Genomic DNA, 18,548 nt, shown 5'->3' with positions numbered 1-18,548 from the left:
TGAGGAAGTTCATTGTTTAAATATGCCTGTGAGGTCCATGTTCAGCTAAGTTGTTCCTGCAAACTAAAAGCGGAAGCGCCTTGGTCAGCCCCGACAGAAAAATGCCCTTCCTACAAAAGAAGTCCGGTTTTGACTTCGCCCGAGAGAAGAAATTTTATCCGGGGGGCTAGGCGCTTGCGCTTTTGTTCAAAGATAAGAAAAAAAGTATATAATTTTGCGCTTTAGAATCCAGCACGAGCGCCCAGCGACTAGTAAACTTCGCTTATCTCTTTTGCGATAAGTCAACATCGACTCGTCCCTCGACGTGTTTTGTTTATCTCAGTCGATGCGCTCTTAGTTTATACGTCGATAAGCGGGGCGCCTATAGCTTTTGTTCTCAGCTGCTACTTTGATAAAATCACCTCACTGTTACTTGCGCCAGGTGGTACCATCGGGTATACGTTCTCTTCTTCAAAAACATCGAACTCTAGTAAAACAGGTCCATCAAGTGCGAACGCCTTTTGAATGTTGTCTTCAGCTTCCTCTTTGTTTTTTGCTTTAAAGCCAGTAAGTCCATTTGCTTCGGCAAGTTTGACAAAATCAGGTGAAGAGATTTTAACTGAAGAATAACGGCGATCATAAAATAATTCTTGCCACTGTCGGACCATGCCGAGATAACCATTATTTAAAATAATGATTTTAATAGGGAGCTTATACAAACACACTGTATGAAGCTCTTGTAAATTCATTTGAAAGCTTCCATCACCTGTAACGCATATTATTTCTCCACCTGGTTTTGCTACGGCTGCGCCAATTGCTGCCGGAAGACCGTATCCCATCGTACCTAATCCACCTGAGGATAAAAATGAACGTGGCTTCGTAAATTTATAGTTATGAGCTGTAAAAATTTGATGCTGGCCTACATCCGTTACAACAATACAGTCACTATTCGAAAATTGATCGACAAGCTGAATTACCTCTTGTGGTTTTAAAAGGCTATTCGACTTATCAAAGCGCGGGACATTCTTCTTGAAATGAGTTGTTTCTTCAACCCAGTCCGTGCAATTCGCTACGATTTTTTCGGCATCAATATTAGCATCTAATTCTTTTAGAAAATCTTGTAAATCTGCAACGACTGGAATATCAATTTGGACGATTTTATTAATTTCTGATGCATCAATGTCAACTTGTATTTTTGTTGATTTTGGTGAAAATCCACTCATTTTACCCGTAACCCGATCGCTAAAGCGGACCCCAAGACATAGTAGCACATCGCAGTTATGAACAGATTTGTTGGCAGCAAAGGTTCCATGCATTCCGAGCATACCTAAATAAAGGCGGTCATTACTATCAAAACCGCCAATCCCCATCAATGTGCTGGCAACAGGGATTTTCGTCCTTTCAATAAATGTTGTTAAAAGGGCTGATGCCTCGGCAATTATAATTCCACCACCAATTAAAATGACCGGCTTTTTTGCTTGCTCTAGTGTTGTAATGGTATGTTCTAAAACGTTTTTATTAATCTCTTTTTTTTGCCGTACTTTTGTGATACTGTTATATATTTTTTCGTGAATATCGTCTGCTTGTTGATTGAGGACATTAGCAGGTACTTCTATCACAATTGGGCCTGGACGACCAGTTTGAGCAACGGTGAAGGCGTTTTGTAAAACTTCTGGTAGTTTATTCGCATGATTCACCTTGTAAAATTGTTTTGTAACCGGAATGGTCAAACCACTACAATCGACCTCTTGGAACGAATCACACCCAATTTTATCAGCGGTAATTTGGGCAACGATAACAATTAGGGGAACCGAGTCACTATAGGCAGTTGCTATTCCCGTTACCGCATTCGTAATTCCAGAACCGGCCCCAACTAAAGCAACACCTGGTTTACCTGTTGCTCGTGCAAACCCATCAGCAGCATGAACAGCTGCTTGTTCATGCTTCATATGAATAAAGTTCATACTTTTTTCATCCAGTAATAAATCTAATATCGGTAGTAATGTTTCACTGCTGCATCCGAAAACAGTTTCGTAGCCTTGATTGGTTAAAGCACTAAGAAGTAAATGTGCCCCTGTAAAGTCAGCTTTCTTAAAATACATACAATGCCCATCCCCTTGCGTATTTTTATAATATTTTAAAAAAGCAGACGAATTTTGTATGTGAGAAAGGTCACCTCGGTCTACAAAAAAACAAAGGAATGACGTTAGTCACCCCTTTTGTTGTAACCGATTAAACGACCTTATGTTTTTTTCTAAACACGTCAAACGCTTTCTGTGGTAATTCTGCTAAAATCATTCCTATAAAAATTAATAAGCAACCAATTAAAGCCTTCGTTCCAAGCCGTTCATTCGCCCAGAAAAATGCAGTGATTGCAGCAAATACAGGCTCCATAGCAAATATTAAGGCAACCCTTGTAGGTGTTGTATGCTTTTGGAAATTCGTTTGAGCTAAGAAAGCAATAGCTGTTGCAAAAAACGAACAAATTACTAAAGCAAAGGCGACATTAAAGCTTCCAATAACACTTGGGTCAAACGCTCTCTGCCAGTCTTCAAATAACAGCGCACCCACACCGCTTAATATAGAAACCGTTAATATTTGGATAATTGTTAACAGTAAAGTAGAATATAAAACCGTGTATTTACCAGTTAAAATGATATGTGTGGCGAAGGATATCGCACAAAAAAACACTAATATATCCCCGGAATTTAATGATAAGCTGTCTCCCAAGGTTAATAAATAAAGTCCAATAGTCGCGATTGCAACTCCAAATATTGCAAATCTTTTCGGTGCTTGCTTTAAAAATAAAAATGAAAATAATGGTACTAGTACAACACTTAGACCAGTGATGAATCCTGCTTTGGAGGAAGTTGTATATAAAAGCCCAAATGTTTGTAAAGCGTAAGCTACTGCCAGCCATGTGCCAATTATAAAACCAGCGATAAAAAGCTTTTTACTCATATGCTTTAATAAGCCTCTCTTCACAACCAGTAACCAAATAATTAAAAATATGGCAGCTAACCCAAAGCGTACAGCATTAAAGGTAAAAGGTTCAAGCAATGCTACTGCATTTTGCACTAAAACAAACGTTGCTCCCCAAATGAAAGCAACGAATAAGAGACTAAGGTCAGCAAATAACTGTTGTTTTTTCATCGATAGGCTCCTTACTAAAAAATACAATAATTAGTATTTTAACATAGAATTTTAAAAATAGTTAGTAAAATTAACTACGTTTAATTTGGGTGATTTATGTTAAACTAACATACAATGAAGCAATTCCACTTGAGAAAAACACCGTTGCAGTAATTTCTCGAACGCAGTAGTTGGATAAGAAGACAAGGTATTATTGAAAGGGGAAAAACTTGTGAGAGTATCAATCCACTGGACATATAAACACCCAAAGGGAAGAGAGGTTAAACTTCAATCCGACATGATGCCAGCAAAGGAAGCATTATTTCTTGGTGAAGATTTTGAGAAAACGGGCCGTACAAAGGAAATAATCTTTTATGACACTTCTGACCAGGCTTGGACAAAAAAAGAATTGCAAAAATTGTTGAAAGGTATTGAGACAGAGCCTCAAGAGATTGTTACATTTTTTGATGGGGGCTACGATATACAGACACATAAGGCTGGACTTGGAATAGTTATATATTTTACTCAATCAAATAAACAATACCGACTAAGGAAAAATGCAGTATTTGAAGAAATCAATTCGAATAACGAAGCAGAATATGCAGCATTTTGGTTGCTACTACAAGAGCTGGAAAACATAGGGGTTCATCATACTGAAGTTATCTTTAAAGGCGATTCTCAGGTTGTATTGAATCAGCTTAGCGGAGAATGGCCTGTATATGAAGATGAATTTATTCGCTGGATAGAACGTATTGAAGTGAAAATAAAGGAGTTAGGAATAAAACCAAGCTTTGAACCAATTTCAAGGAAATTAAATAAAGAAGCAGATCAATTGGCTTTTCAAGCTCTAAACGGTACAGATATAGACAGCCGCTTAGAGCTTACCCAAGAATAAATTGCAGTAGGGGTTGTATGGATGGATAGAAAACAAGTGATTCAAAAGGTGAATTCAATTTTAGATACATATTGCACAGGTTGTTTTTTGCTCCATCATCATCGTAAACAATATGGTAAAAAATATGCTCAAAGCTTTTGTATTCAAAAATGTACTGTTGGTGAACAACTTCAAAAATACGGAAGAAAATTAGTAGAGGAATAAACATGATAAGTTGAAGATAAGCCGTATGAAAAATCCGACTTATCCTCAGCTTTTTTTATGGTACTATCGATAGTGGTTAAAATGTAGAGGGAGATTTTATCTTTTTGCTTCCTTTAATTGCTCAGTGCAAGCGTTGAGAATGGATTTTTGTTCCTCTAAAAATTTGTTATGGTCATTATCGTTATTTTGTTTCTTTATTTCATTCAAGGCGTTTTTCGCAATTTGTACTGCTTCTTCTGCTGCTTGAAGCTGCCCAGGTTCCATACTCATCGTTGCAGTTCCAACCATTTTTTGTGCAGCATCTATGGAAAGTTCAACTTGCTGTAAATCATTAAACGGTTCCCCCATTTTATATACACCTCCTATATGTAATGAATAATATATAGGTAGTTTTTGTTCTAAATCCAAAATCATACATAATAAAAAAGAAAAGGTTACCCATTGGGTAACCTTTTCACATCTATGTTTCAAGTCAATTTAAAGTTTCAAATTATAATTTAACAACGTTAGCAGCTTGTGGTCCGCGAGCACCTTCAACGATTTCGAAAGATACTTCTTGACCTTCTTCTAATGTTTTGAAACCTTCTGATTGGATTGCTGAGAAGTGAACGAATACGTCGTCTCCACCTTCAACTTCGATAAAACCGAATCCTTTTTCTGCATTAAACCATTTTACTTTACCGTTTTGCATATTTCTTTTCCTCCTAAAAATCCTGCACAATCGTGCTAAAAAATATATCAACCATAATAAGTTGATTGCCTTAACTATATCATTCCGCTGTTTAAAAAACAAGATATTTAAAATTATTTTTAATAAAAATAAGAAATTATTTCAAATCAGTGAAACTTTATCCAACTATACTTCGTCGTATTTATATAAAGAACTTTTATCATTCCTTAGGAGGAAAATTAAAATGAAAAAAAAGGCGATGATGTTAAGCTGTATGCTTGTTTTGCCGCAGTTATTATCAGTTCCCCTAGTAGATGCTGAATCGACATCAATGAAGTATATGACAGAAAAACATGTAGAGGGTGTACCTGTACAAGCTAAAATAATCGCGGCACAAAACGAAAATTCATCAATAGTGGAAGCAAAGATTACGAAAGATGAAGCGCTTGATATTGCAAAACAATTTACTACGGTTCCAAGTGAGTATAGCCAGCAATCTGTAAATTATCAAAGCAATTGGTACCCTGGAAATCGCAATGTTTGGAACATTAGCTGGTATAAGGAAGGACCAACTGGCTATGGAAATATCTCTATTACAGTTGACGCCAAAACAGGTACTGTTGTCGCAATGAATCGTTGGGATGATTCATTGAATGAACAACAATTGTATCCACCAAAGTATAACCGTGAGAGTGCTCTCTTAATTGCCGAGCAGTTTTTACAGCAAAAAGCTCCACATAAAGTGAATGCTGTAAAGCTTGATGACACGTATCAGGCGATTGAAAAGCCGCCACTTCAAGGGAATGCATACTACTATTTTTCTTTTTTACGTGTTGAAAATAATATTCCATTTACTGAGCAACTGATTAGTGTAACAGTTAATGGAAATGGCGAAGTAACAGGATATGAATATCGATGGAATGAAGATGTGAAAGTTCCACCTACTGAAGGTATGATGTCTCAGGCGGAAGCAGAAAATTACATTAAAGAGAATTATCCAATTGAATTGAAGTACCAAACGTTTTATCAATCGAACTTTATGCCTAACAAACCGAATACGATAAAGTTAACATATAATAGCCGGGCAGAGTACCCTTATATTGATGCAAAGTCAAAACAGTGGCTAGATTATAGCGGAAAAGCTGTGAATTTTGATAATCTGTCTACAAAGCTAGAACCACTATCAAGTACAAAACAAACTCAACCAGTCAAAAAAGAATTAACCCAAGATGAAGCAATTCAGATTGCCAAGGATAAATTCCCGATTTTGTCTAACATGCGACTTGAAAATATTTATTTTAATGATCGTAATCAATATCGTTCATTTCCTAGCTGGGATTTAACTTGGGTTAAAGGTAATCATGAAGTTTGGATTTACGTTTCGATAAACGGTGATACAGGTGAGATCATAAATTTTAGCAAAGATGACCCATCTATATACCGCCCTGTTTCAGACAGTGAAACTTTAAAACAGGTTGTCGATTATGAGAAAGCGAAAGAAAAGGCGTTTGAATTTTTAAAGAAATTTGCCGAAAATCGTTTATATGAACTGACATTTGATCCGGCTGCAAATCAAAAACCAGAGAAACCAGAAAAAATGCGCGAATTTAATTTTAATTTCCATCGAATTATTAATGGAATTGTTGTCCAAGATCATTTTTACAACATAAGTATTTCGTCTGAAACAGGTGAAATCATTCGGCTTTACCAAAATTGGGACGATGCGCTCGAAATACCAGCAGCAAATAATGCAATTTCCTTAGAAAAAGCTAAAGAAATTTACTTTAATAATTACATGATTAAACCAAGATACGTTTACTTGGAGAATATTGATTATAGTTCACCTTTTCCAAAGGGAAAACCTGAAGTAAAGCTTGTTTATCAATTAATGATGAAGCCACAAGAGTATGGTGGGGTATATTTAGATGCGGAAAAAGGGCAATGGATCTCGATGGAAACTGGAGAAGTGATTCGTGAGAAAAGAGAAGCGCTTGACATTCAAGGACATCCTGCTGAGAAGGCGTTAAAGCTCTTAATTGACTATCAAGCGATTGATCTTGATGATTCCGGTTACGTTAAACCGAATGAAGAAATGACAAGAGGAGAGATGATAAAAACATTAATGCTTGTTACAAATCCTGACCCTTATTATTATAAAATGGTTTTTTTAAGTGCAGACAGAGTCGCAACTTTCAAAGATGTAGAAAATAGCTCACCATACTTTGCTTATGTTGAATCAGCAGTCCAACAAGGATTGATTGACAAAACGAGCGGGGAATTTAAACCTAATGAACCAATTACTCGAGAAGAGCTAGCAGAGCTAATCGTTAAAGCAATGAAATTAGATAAACTTGCACAAGCTCCAGCATTGTTTAATATTAATTTTACAGATGCAGATCAAATTCAGAAAAAAGTGGAAGCCGCAATTGTGCACCATTTAAAAATTATGCCGGCAATAAATGGTAAGTTTGAACCTAGTCAAAAAGTAACACGTGGAGAAGGAGCACAAGTATTTTATCAATTTTTACAAGAACGTGGTAAATATAATCGCTAACTAAGTAACTAAAAAAGCTGTTAGTCTAGTAGTTAACTAGATTAACAGCTTTTATGACTTAATCTACGCGCGATTTAAGACCGTTTAACGTGGCAGGCCTCGTTAGATTTATATTAACTTTCGTATATTAAAATTGTCCTCTAATAGCGCCCAGTTTTGCGGATAAGAATACCCTAATGCCCAGTAACTAATACCCGCAAGATTAAATTCCTTTACTAAGTCGAATTTCGCTTGAGCACTTCGTGCATCTTCAAACCATACTTCATGTTGGCGTCCTTGATCATCAACATAACGGAAAAATGGAGATTGTGCTTTTTCATCATATTGAATCGTCGCTCCATGTCTGATAGCTAGATTCACGGCTGATTGAATACCAAATGTTCTTGCGGATTGTCCTTGAACATGAGGAAGCGTCCAATCACGGGCATAAATTTGAAAACCTAAAAATATTTTTTTCGGATGCATGACGGATACCGCATATTCAACAACCCGCCTCATTTGATCAATTGGTGAGATTGCCCGCGGTGGTCCAAGCCGATATCCCCACTCATAGGTCATTAATACAACAAAATCAGCAATTCTACCATGTGCTTCATAATCATGAGCCGTATACAACAGACCCGTTTGGGCACCACTCGTTTTTGGTGCTACAGCCGTAGAGACAAAGTACCCACGAGGATGAAGTCTATCTACAGCACGTTGAAGAAACTGATTATAATTTTCACGGTCCTCAGGTAAAACATTTTCAAAGTCGATGTTTAAACCAAGGTATCCTTTTTCATCCATAACCTGTAGGGCATTCGTTAAAACTCTTTCACTCAATTCTGGACTAGCTAAAATCGTATGAGCTAAATTCGATCCTAATGAGGTTGAGGTAAAGTTAGTGATCGACATCATTGGTACAGCTCTTTTTGAATAAGCGGCTGCGATCGCTTGTGAATCAGGGAATGGCTCTAGTGTGCCAGTTTCAGTAATCATATAAGCGAATGGACTTAGATAAGTAAGTAGGTGACCAACCTCATTAATAGACCTGGCTGCGGCAGCTTCATTTGCTTGATACGTATAAGCGTTGACATCAATTGTTGGTTTCCTTCTTGGTATAAGTAATGAGGTACCTGCATGGATGAGATTTGGGTCTTGAATTTGGTTTTCATTAACGATGGCTTGAATTGTTGTACTATATCTAGTTGCAATTTGCCATAATGATTGACCAGGCTGCACGATATGTGTTATTGGTGGAATGATAAGTCTAGTCCCTTGATATAAAAGGTTTGGGTTTTGTAATTGGTTTGCTCGAATGATTGCATTCACTGAGACATCATATTGTTGTGCTATTAACCATAACGTTTCCCCAGCTTTGACAACGTGTGAAGTACTGGGAGAAGGAACAACAATCGATTGCCCGATGACTAACTGGTTTGGATTTGCTAATTCATTTACTTGGACAATCGAATTCAAATTTGCGTTGTAACGATTAGCAATTTGCCAAAGCGTTTCCCCACTACTAACTACATGAATAATCACTACATATCTCCTCCGTAATATTATTAATAATCTACTATATGTAAAAGTAAGATATAATGTGTTAATACCTATTACTCTGTAAATTTCGTTTTGAAAAAATCGGCTAGTTTAAAAAAGTATATTGACAGTTGCGATATACTGTTATATATTAATAACAGAAACATTAGAAGTGTTATAGTACAGTTAGAGGTGGATAGCAATGAGACCATATCATGATGCATACGAGGTATATCTAACAGCTTGTGAAAGCTATGGGCTAGAATCAGTTAATTACGACCATTTTGTAAAATATTTAACAGAAGACCAATTAAATGAATATAAAAAGAAAGCAATTAGCTAAAGCTGGCTGACATGATTTTAATGATTTTATCAGCACTTTCGGATTATAACCCTACCTAGTTTTCATTTTTAGGTAGGGTTTTGTGTATTTCCAGAATGAACTGTAATTTTTATTTAAAATCATAAAGAAATTATAGTAAGCTAGTATTAACAAGTGCTTGAATAGAAATGAGGAAATAAATATGAAAGCAATTTTGACGGAGAAGCCGTCAGTCGCGAAGAATATTGCAGATGCGCTGAAAATTAAGGGCAGGAAAGATGGCTATTATGAAGGGAATGGCTATATCATTACGTGGGCATTTGGACATTTATTGCAACTATATGATGTAAAGGACTATGAACCTACAATGACAAGCTGGAGGATGGAATACTTTCCTTTTATCCCCACTACCTTTCTCTATAAAGTCAAAGCAGATCCTCGTAAAAAAGGGCAAAAAGATTTTGGTGCTGACAAACAATTAAAAATTATTCATTCTCTATTTAAACGAGCTGATGTAGACGTGATTATTTCTGCCTGTGATTATGATCGTGAAGGTCAAATTATCGGAGATACAATCATTTACAATTTTAAAGTGAGTAAACCAGTTTATCGTCTGTTGCTAAACGAATGGACACCTGATGAAGTGATAAAAGGTCTTAATAATTTAAAGCTAAATACAGAAATGAAGTCGCTCCAGGATGCAGGAATAAGTCGGCAATGGGCCGATTGGCTAATTGGAATTAATTTAACTTCTGTCGCAACATTAAAATATCAAAAAGGGAAAGGGAAAGCATTAAATATTGGTAGAGTATTGCTGCCAACTTTAAAAATAATTTACGATCGTGATAATGAAATCGCAAACTTTGTTCCAGAAAACTACTATAAATTAGTAGCTACATTTCGGACTCATAACAACAACCTTTATGAAGGGATTTATAATGAAGGAACGGAAGAGAAATTTAAGGATGTAGATACTCTAAAGAAAATTCAACAAACGATGTCAAGTCAAAAAGGGATCGTGATCGACAAACAAGTCGAGCATAAACGTGAATATCCTCCATACTTATTTAACTTATCAAATTTACAAGGAACAATTACGAGTAAATATAAGGGCTGGACAGCTGATAAAGTGTTAAAAGTGGCACAAGGCCTGTATGAGAAAAAATACATAACCTATCCACGGACCGCAAGTGTAGTTTTAGAGGAAAGTCTAGTCGGGCGAGCAAAAAAGGTATTAGACGGGTTAAAACAGGAACTGCCATTTGCAGATGAAATTCAATTTTCAAAACTTAAACGAGTGTTTGATAATTCTAAGGTTGAAAGTCATAGTGCCATTATTCCAACGTACTTACGGCCCAAATCATTAACAAAAGATGAAGAGATTGTTTATAACACGATAAAAAATCGTTTTATTGCTCAATTTATGCCTTTAGCTGAACACGAAGAAACAAAAATAACCACTAAGGTTGATGGGATTTCAGGGGTCTTTTCAACTAGAGGAAAGATTCAGTTAGTAGAGGGTTGGAAAAAAGTAGAACAAATAGAGTCAAAGGACATGATTCTGCCAAACGTTAGTAGGAATGAAATGGTTGATATTGAAAAACACGAGATTCGTTCACATGTTACGAAACCACCAAAGCATCATACAGAAAAAACATTACTACGAGTCATGGAAACCTGTGGAAAAAACTTTGACGATGAAGAAAATGAGGAAATGCTAAGAGCGATCTTAACTGGATTTAGCATAGGGACGCCAGCCACAAGAGCAGAAACAATTAAAAAGCTTAAAGACGTAGGCTATGTCGAAGCACAAAACAAGAATCTTTTCTGTACAGAGCTTGGGAGACGGTTAATTGAAACATTTCCGATCGATTCTTTATTTGATTTGGAGTTTACTGGTCGTTTAGAAAAAACATTGGCAGATATTGAAAAAGGGAAACATTCGAAGGATGACTTCTTAAAGGTTATTACAAATTTCACTGTTCATGCTGTTGAAAAAGTAAAAAATGATCAAGATGTCACGATTCATGAAGCCACACAACAAAGAAGGGATGTTGAACCTTTAGGGAAATGTCCGTTATGTGGTCATAGTGTAATAGAAGGAACGAAGGGATACGGATGTAGTAATTGGAGAAATGGATGTAAATATGTAATTTGGAAAAATGATAAATTTTTGGTGTCAATGAAAAAGAAACCAACCAAAGCAATGGTAAAAGCACTTCTAAAAAATGGAGTGGTCCAAGTCAAAGGGCTCATAAGTAAAAATGGTAATAAATTTGATGCGAAGTTGCGATATGAGAAAAATGAAAACAATGATTATTTTAGTTGGAAAATGGACTTTGACCGTTAAGAAGCTTGAACAAAATAATCTTACAAAAGTACTATTACCACCTTAAAAAGGTGGTAATTTTAGGTCTAAATAATCATATTACCTTAATATTCAAATATTTCAAAAAACTATTTATTTTTTCTAGAAATTCCATTATGATATAAATATCTACAAATTTGGATTTTTTTAGCTGTTTGTTCGATCATGTAATTTTGTTTAGAGAGAGTGGACTTTAATGTTTACTATGACATTCAAGAAGAGATTTTATATTCATACCATTTTGTTAGTTGTTTTTGTTACTACTTTTATGGTTGCCAACAATATATATGATCATTGGAAGACGATGATAGAAAAGGAATTTGAGAAAGTCGAAGCAATTGCAATTCTCTTAGATGCACATCTTCAAGAGGACTATAATCAATTGCTTGATTTAAAAACAGATCTAAGCTTCGAACAAAGAAAATTGATATTAAATCAAAAGCTGCAGCCTGTTATAGATCAAATTACACAGGCTTTTCCAACATATGGAGCAGGGTATTATTCAAAGGAGCTAAATTCAATCATTGCATTTGGTCCTAATTTTAATCAGGATGAGTTAATCGATATTTCCACTGATTCGAAAGCTAGAATTGTTTACGAGACTAAGCAACCATATAAATTTCGTGATTATTCGCAAACAAGAGATGGGCAAGTTGTTGCAATTATTCATCCGTTACTGAGAAACGGAGAAGTTATTGGTCATGTTTGGGGTAATATTGAAATAAATTCTGTTTACACTGATTTTTGGGCTTATTTTCAAGACAAAATTTTGCTCATTATTTTACTGCTATTATTCTCTTTATTTGCAACCTATTTGATACTACGGCAATATACACATAGCTTAAAAGTTTTTAAAGAGCGTGTTCAAAGCTTAGATAATGATGAGACAGATATGAGATTATTTTCACCAGATTTGTTGGAGCTTTACCGAGAGGTTATTCATTCAAGAAAACTGTTATCGGAAAAGGAAAAAGACTTTCATAAAATTGTGAAGCAAAAAATTATTCAAGCAGAAGATCGTGAGCGAAAAAGGGTCTCGCAGGATCTTCACGATAGTGTAGGACAATCTTTGTATAGTATTTTAGTTACATCGAAATTACTAAATGAGATGGCTAAAGAGGATAAATTAAAAAACCATATCCAAAATATCGAAAAAATGGTGTCAGCAGCGATGGAAGAGGTTAAAAATATCGCATTGAAGTTACGTCCAAGTACTCTCGATGACCTAGGATTGATCCCAGCTATTCGTTCATTGATAGAGAAGTTTCAAAAAAGTTTTGGTTTTGAAGTTGATTTACAAGTATGCTCCCATGTAAAAAAACGTTATAGTGATACGATTGAAATGTATTTGTACCGAATATGTCAGGAAGCATTCAATAATATTGCCAAATATGCTAATGCAAAAAAGGTTTATTTATCAATTTGTGACTATGAAGACAAGCTTGAAATGGTTATTAGAGATGAGGGGAACGGATTTAATGTAAAAGAAGTAAACAAAGAAAGAAAGGGTATGGGTTTGATTGGGATGCATGAACGGGCTAGCTTGCTTAATGGCGAATTTACAATCGAATCTGAAGTGGGTAAAGGAACAACGATACAAGTAAAGATTCCACTGAATGATAATGTTGAACAAGTAGGATGATTATAATCGGAATACAAAGCTTTTCCAGTACATAATATGTGGTGGTAGCCATATATGTAAATAACTACTGTCTAGTACATTACCAAAAACTATAATGGTAAGGTGATAAGATGAAAGGAGTTATTATTGCTGGTGGAAAAGGTAAAAGATTGAGGCCTTTAACAGATCATTTACCAAAGCCAATGATTCCAATTTTAGAAAAGCCAGTTATGGAGTATTGTGTCGAGTATTTAAAGAGGTATGGAATCACAGAAATTGCTGTAACAGTTCAATATTTATCTGATAAGATCATGAACTATTTTGGTGATGGTGAAGAATTTGGGGTGCGACTTTCTTATTACGAGGAACGATCTCCATTAGGTACTGCGGGTAGTATAAAAAATGCAGAAGAATTTTTAACTGAACCATTTGTAGCAATTTGCGGCGATGTAATTACCGATTTTGATTTAATGAGAGGTATACAGTTTCATTATGAAAAACAATCTTTGCTTACAATTTTTACAACAACCGTCCATAATCCTTTAGAATACGGAATTATTAAAACTAACGAATTAGGCCAAGTAGTCCGTTTTTTAGAAAAACCAACAGAAACCGAGATTTTTTCCAATCAAATAAACACAGGGATTTATATTGTTGACCCAAAGATTTTCAACTACATTAAAAAGGGAGAAAAGTTTGATTTTAGTTTAGATTTATTTCCAAGGTTAATGAATGACGGCTTTCCGATCTATGGTTTTAAAACATCAGGATATTGGTCAGATGTTGGAAGTATAGTAAAGTATGAAAAAACTATACATGATTTAATTGATGGAACGATTAAAATGTAAAATTAGTAAGTAACCCATTGGTGTTAACCAATGGGTTTTCTTTATAGGACGTTACTATAGCGAATTTCACACTATTTGTCATGCCAAACAAGTTCATTTACGATTATATCCGCTCTAGGTCCAAAGCCATCTGCAAATTCTTCAGGAAAGAAATAGATTAGTGAGTAATCCTTTTCATTATGTTGGAAATGCACCACACGACCGATCATTCCTTCCTTTTTTAAGGAGAATTCTTTTGTTGTAAATTCATAGGCCTTTTCAGTTGTTTCTTCGATTGTAAAGCCTTCTATCTCCATTTGTTCTGTGATTTGTTCAACAGTTTTTGCTGAAATTTGCAATTTGGCATTTTCATTTTTATTTCCACCGAAATTTGTAAATACATCGAATGATTCTGGACTAGTCTCAACAACCATATCATCTGGGATATATGTTGAGAATCCTAGTTCTTTATGCTGTTCTAATGTAACAAGCTTATCTTCTTCCATTCCTTCAATCATCATTTTGACTGTTTTTTGCTTTTCTAACTCTGGCAGTTCTATACTTCCATTACCTTCTCGATTATTCTCACCTTCGGTAACTTCAGTTTCGTTTCGGTCATTTTCTATAGTATTTTCCTCAACAGTTTTATTGTTATCTGTATTACACGCTACTAGGCTCAATAAAACTCCTAATGAAATGAATATGCTCGCTGCTTTTTTCATTTTATTCCTCCTGAAATGATTATTTGGTATATCGCTTCATTAGACGAGAATACTTTACGTACGTTACAAATGTTGTTTAGGTTTATTGTGGTAAAATTTCTATTTTTATCATTGGCAAATTAATCTAGATTCAAACGTTATAACAAAGATCCGTATAGCGGAATAACTGGGGCCAAAATAAAAAGGACTGACAACCTAGTGTCAGCCCTTTTATTACATAATTAAACCATCGTTTTTGGATCTTTATTTCGTAATGCAAAGATAATAAATGCTCCGGCAATACCAGCAGTAATAATATTTATTACAGTCATTAATACAGCATTTTCTGAGTACTTCGTAAATAACCAATGCAATACAACAAAACCGAAAATACCTACCAAAAATGAAAAAAGCGTACCTAATATGGGGATAACATTTAATACGATCGATCCAATTGCGATGATCAAAAGCTTTATGCCACCGCTTTTTCCAAAGGTAATCCAATCTAATTTGTCGTCTATTAATTCCCCTAAAATATAAGCATTACCAATCGGCACGAAAGCAAGCCATTCATTTTTTATTTCTGCTCGCTTCGCCATTGTGTACAACCCAAAGGAGCTAAGAATGTAAACCACAATAAATAGTAGTAGAAAAATAAAGATAGTCCCAATACCATAAGCTAATAAACTGGCCACTTCATATTCTGTCATTTTGACATCCTCCTATAATAAATATGAAAACCAAAGCTATGAAACACTATATTATATATGCTGGTATTGAAATTATGTGTATATTGAAAAAAAGTGTCTGTAATAAAAGGATAAAAATAGAATTTTATACAAGTAAATAGTACCATACAATGTGTTCAACAGAAGTAACAAAAGAAAACTGTCGGAAAATGTTAATAAATGTCGAATTCGATAAAATTTGCCTTAATAATAAAAAAAGCATAGGCGCTTAAGCGAAAATACGAACAAAAAATAACAAAGAAAAAAAGAATGTTCGTTTTTTATTTGACTGTATAAAAGTATTTTGATATATTATCAGAGGGTTAAGGAAACGCAAAGTATTAGGTTTGGGGGGAAGATGATGAAAAACAACTATGATGTAATTGTTGTTGGAGCAGGACCTGCAGGAATATTTACGTGTTATGAACTCTCATTAAAAATGCCAAATGCAAACGTTTTACTTATAGATAAAGGACATAATATATACAGTAGACGCTGCCCAATTCTTGAAAAAAGTATTCAGAAATGTCCTCCTGCTGCAGGTAGAAAAGAATATGCAGGCTGCTTACCTGCTTGTTCTATTACAAATGGATTTGGTGGAGCAGGTGCTTATTCTGATGGGAAATTCAATATTACTAGTGAATTTGGAGGCTGGATGACTGATTATTTGTCACCGTCTGTTGTTGTCGACCTTATAAAATATGTTGATGAAATAAATTTAAACCATGGTGCAACAAAAACTATTACAGACCCTTTAACACCAGCAGTTAAAGAAATTGAGCGACGGGGCTATGCAGCAGGACTAAAGCTATTACGAGCTCAAGTACGACATTTAGGTACGGAACAAAACCTTCAAATCATGCAAAATATTTATGAGTATTTGCAGGATAAAATTGAAATGCGCTTTAAAACAGAGGTTGAAGATATACTGACAGAGAAGATAGATAGTAAGCAAGTTGTGTCTGGAATTCAACTGAAAAATGGTGAATCACTAACTGCTAAGAAGGTCGTTATTGTACCTGGTCGTGATGGTTCAGCGTGGCTAACAAAAATCCTAAAGAAGCGCCGCTTAAAAATGTATAACAACCAGGTTGATATTGGAGTTCGTGTAGAAACATCCGATATTGTAATGGAAGAGATCAACAATAATCTTTACGAAGGAAAGTTTATTTTTAATACATCAGTAGGAACAACGGTCCGAACATTTTGTAGTAACCCTTCAGGTCACGTTGTAGTCGAAAATCATTCAGGAATTATGCTGGCTAATGGTCATGCCTATAATGATCCGAAATTAGGAAGTAACAACACAAATTTCGCTTTATTAGTATCGCATAAGTTTTCTGAGCCCTTTAATGAACCGAATGAATATGCCCATGAGGTATCGCGGTTAGCGAATCAGTTATCTAGTGGTGGTATTATCGTGCAAAAGTATGGTGATATTTTAAAAGGACGCCGTTCTACTGAAAAGAGAATTAAGGAAAGCTTCATTGAACCTACGATGAAGGAGGCAGTACCAGGAGATCTTGGATTGGTACTTCCGTATAACACAATGAAAAGCTTAATTGAAATGACAGAAGCTTTAAATCACGTCACACCAGGATTAGCATCAGAACATACTTTATTTTACGGAGTAGAGGCAAAATTTTATTCTGCAAGACCAAACTTAAATGATAAGTTTGAATCTGAAATAGCCGGATTATATCTTGGTGGAGATGGAGCAGGAATTACGCGCGGATTAGCACAAGCAAGTGCGTGTGGTATTTGGATCGCTCGTGATATTGTTGCAAAAATTTAAAAAGAGGCTGAACGCCTCTTTTTCGTGTTTAGGAAATTATAAAATTTGATCCTGTGGATAAATACTATAGCATAGATCGCTTTCTATATTCGATCAAGCTTTTTTTAGATATTGTTCAATTAGTCGATTTAGTCGGTCAATTTGAAAAGCATATTTATAAATGGAAGAGCCAACAACAGCTAATTGAATTTTTAATTCATGATCTTGATTATAAGAATCCATTACTTTTTCCAAGAAAGAATTTGTTTGCACCATGATATCTTCTTCAAGGTGTGGTTCGTCAGCTTTTATTTTTCCATCATATTTCAGCAGAAATATTTCATGATATTTAATTAAATGCTCTAAATGCTGATCAAATACTGAATTTTCTTCAGGACTCGGTTTACTTTGAAAATAAAACGCATCAATATTTTCTAGTACAACAAAGCCCTGCTGGAGAGATTTAAGCATTTGCTTGAACACAACGATCTCTCGTAAATTCATATTATTCAATCGTGCCATTTTCTCACGTTCTTCATCAAAAAGCTTGTATTGCTCCTCAAGCTTTAACAGATCATCCTCTAATTGTTTCATTTGGTCCTGAAATGATTTTTCAGTCATTTCATTAGAAATAGATGTACGCATTAAAATAGACATGTTTTGGAAAACAGAATTCACTCTGTCCAAATAATTTTTCTTATACTTCGGTGGGGCAATTAAAACATTAACAACTAATGCCGACATCATTCCAATTAAAATAATCGCAAAGCGATGTAGTGCAAAGCTTAAGTCTTCGTTACCAGGAGCGCTCATGATAGCCAATACTGTAACTAGCGTTAGTGATATTGTTGTTTCCATCTTTAATTTTAGGCTAATAAGGATAACAATGATCATAACGAGCCCAATAACGAGAGGATCGTTCCCTAGAAAGTATAATGCTAGTAGAGCAATGATTGCACCAAGTGTATTCGTCTGGACTTGGTCCCAGATTTGTTTCCACGTCCGGTAAATCGAAGGCTGAATTGTAAAAATCGCAGCAACTCCGGCAAAAACAGCTGATTCAAGATTTAACAACGAGCAAATATATAAAGCAAGTGTAACAGCGATGCCTGTTTTAATAACTCGTGGCCCTAACGTCACGACTATGGATTCCTCCTATTCAAGCCGATTTAATTATTAACAATAAATTGTAATAATAACAAAAGTGAATTTTTTCTTAATCCTATCAAATATACATTTACATCGCCATTTT

16 protein-coding genes are annotated in these 18,548 nt (G+C 35.2%); 8 read left to right on the top strand and 8 right to left on the bottom strand.

Features of this window, described 5'->3' with window-relative positions; genetic code table 11:
• Window positions 1-383: 383 nt before the first annotated feature.
• A complete protein-coding gene (gene ilvB, locus D612_RS0110505; RefSeq protein ID WP_017755428.1) occupies window positions 384-2,081 on the bottom strand; it encodes a biosynthetic-type acetolactate synthase large subunit in 1,698 nt (565 codons plus the stop codon).
• A 130-nt stretch (window positions 2,082-2,211) separates the two neighbouring features.
• Window positions 2,212-3,132, bottom strand: a complete 921-nt coding sequence (locus D612_RS0110500; protein ID WP_017755427.1) for a DMT family transporter — start codon at window positions 3,130-3,132, stop codon at window positions 2,212-2,214.
• 211 nt (window positions 3,133-3,343) lie between these two features.
• On the opposite strand from D612_RS0110500, the gene D612_RS0110495 reads away from it, so the two are divergent.
• Both D612_RS0110495 and D612_RS0110490 read left to right on the top strand, forming a co-directional pair.
• Entirely contained in the window at window positions 3,344-4,006 is a 663-nt protein-coding gene (locus tag D612_RS0110495) for a ribonuclease H family protein (RefSeq protein WP_017755426.1), read from the top strand.
• Window positions 4,007-4,027: 21 nt separating this feature from the next.
• Window positions 4,028-4,210, top strand: a complete 183-nt coding sequence (locus D612_RS0110490; protein ID WP_017755425.1) for a zinc-finger domain-containing protein — start codon at window positions 4,028-4,030, stop codon at window positions 4,208-4,210.
• 96 nt (window positions 4,211-4,306) lie between these two features.
• Here D612_RS0110490 and D612_RS0110485 read toward each other — a convergent pair whose 3' ends face one another.
• Window positions 4,307-4,558, bottom strand: coding sequence for a DUF2564 family protein (locus D612_RS0110485; protein ID WP_017755424.1), 252 nt, complete (start codon window positions 4,556-4,558; stop codon window positions 4,307-4,309).
• Window positions 4,559-4,700: 142 nt separating this feature from the next.
• Window positions 4,701-4,901: a cold-shock protein CspD gene (gene cspD / locus D612_RS0110480; RefSeq protein ID WP_017755423.1), complete on the bottom strand. Its 201-nt coding sequence runs from the start codon at window positions 4,899-4,901 to the stop codon at window positions 4,701-4,703.
• A gap of 223 nt (window positions 4,902-5,124) precedes the next feature.
• On the opposite strand from cspD, the gene D612_RS0110475 reads away from it, so the two are divergent.
• The gene (locus tag D612_RS0110475; RefSeq protein WP_017755422.1) at window positions 5,125-7,434 is read left to right on the top strand and encodes a YcdB/YcdC domain-containing protein; all 2,310 of its coding nucleotides are present in this window, start codon (window positions 5,125-5,127) and stop codon (window positions 7,432-7,434) included.
• Between the two features lie 108 nt (window positions 7,435-7,542).
• Here D612_RS0110475 and D612_RS0110470 read toward each other — a convergent pair whose 3' ends face one another.
• On the bottom strand, window positions 7,543-8,958 hold the full coding sequence (locus tag D612_RS0110470) for a LysM peptidoglycan-binding domain-containing protein (RefSeq protein WP_017755421.1): 1,416 nt from the start codon (window positions 8,956-8,958) through the stop codon (window positions 7,543-7,545).
• A 199-nt stretch (window positions 8,959-9,157) separates the two neighbouring features.
• Between D612_RS0110470 and D612_RS19765 the strand changes: the two genes are divergently transcribed.
• The 4 genes from D612_RS19765 (at window position 9,158) to D612_RS0110450 (ending at window position 14,114) form a co-directional block, all read left to right on the top strand.
• The gene (locus tag D612_RS19765; protein WP_017755420.1) at window positions 9,158-9,298 is read left to right on the top strand and encodes a hypothetical protein; all 141 of its coding nucleotides are present in this window, start codon (window positions 9,158-9,160) and stop codon (window positions 9,296-9,298) included.
• Window positions 9,299-9,479: 181 nt separating this feature from the next.
• Window positions 9,480-11,627, top strand: a complete 2,148-nt coding sequence (locus D612_RS0110460) for a type IA DNA topoisomerase (protein ID WP_017755419.1) — start codon at window positions 9,480-9,482, stop codon at window positions 11,625-11,627.
• A gap of 214 nt (window positions 11,628-11,841) precedes the next feature.
• Window positions 11,842-13,287: a histidine kinase gene (locus tag D612_RS18750; protein WP_017755418.1), complete on the top strand. Its 1,446-nt coding sequence runs from the start codon at window positions 11,842-11,844 to the stop codon at window positions 13,285-13,287.
• A 110-nt stretch (window positions 13,288-13,397) separates the two neighbouring features.
• Window positions 13,398-14,114, top strand: coding sequence for a nucleotidyltransferase family protein (locus D612_RS0110450; RefSeq protein WP_017755417.1), 717 nt, complete (start codon window positions 13,398-13,400; stop codon window positions 14,112-14,114).
• A gap of 71 nt (window positions 14,115-14,185) precedes the next feature.
• Here the strand turns inward: D612_RS0110450 and D612_RS0110445 are convergent, their stop codons facing one another.
• Both D612_RS0110445 and D612_RS0110440 read right to left on the bottom strand, forming a co-directional pair.
• Window positions 14,186-14,815, bottom strand: a complete 630-nt coding sequence (locus D612_RS0110445; RefSeq protein WP_017755416.1) for a hypothetical protein — start codon at window positions 14,813-14,815, stop codon at window positions 14,186-14,188.
• Between the two features lie 221 nt (window positions 14,816-15,036).
• Entirely contained in the window at window positions 15,037-15,504 is a 468-nt protein-coding gene (locus D612_RS0110440; protein WP_017755415.1) for a hypothetical protein, read from the bottom strand.
• 379 nt (window positions 15,505-15,883) lie between these two features.
• On the opposite strand from D612_RS0110440, the gene D612_RS0110435 reads away from it, so the two are divergent.
• A complete protein-coding gene (locus tag D612_RS0110435; protein WP_017755414.1) occupies window positions 15,884-17,317 on the top strand; it encodes an NAD(P)/FAD-dependent oxidoreductase in 1,434 nt (477 codons plus the stop codon).
• Window positions 17,318-17,410: 93 nt separating this feature from the next.
• Here the strand turns inward: D612_RS0110435 and D612_RS0110430 are convergent, their stop codons facing one another.
• Window positions 17,411-18,436, bottom strand: a complete 1,026-nt coding sequence (locus tag D612_RS0110430) for an FUSC family protein (protein WP_017755413.1) — start codon at window positions 18,434-18,436, stop codon at window positions 17,411-17,413.
• Window positions 18,437-18,548 lie beyond the last annotated feature (112 nt).

The organism is Calidifontibacillus oryziterrae (genome assembly GCF_000331575.1).
GTDB classification, from domain to species: domain Bacteria; phylum Bacillota; class Bacilli; order Bacillales; family Bacillaceae_J; genus Calidifontibacillus_A; species Calidifontibacillus_A oryziterrae.
This window is presented reverse-complemented; position numbering and strand designations above follow the sequence as displayed.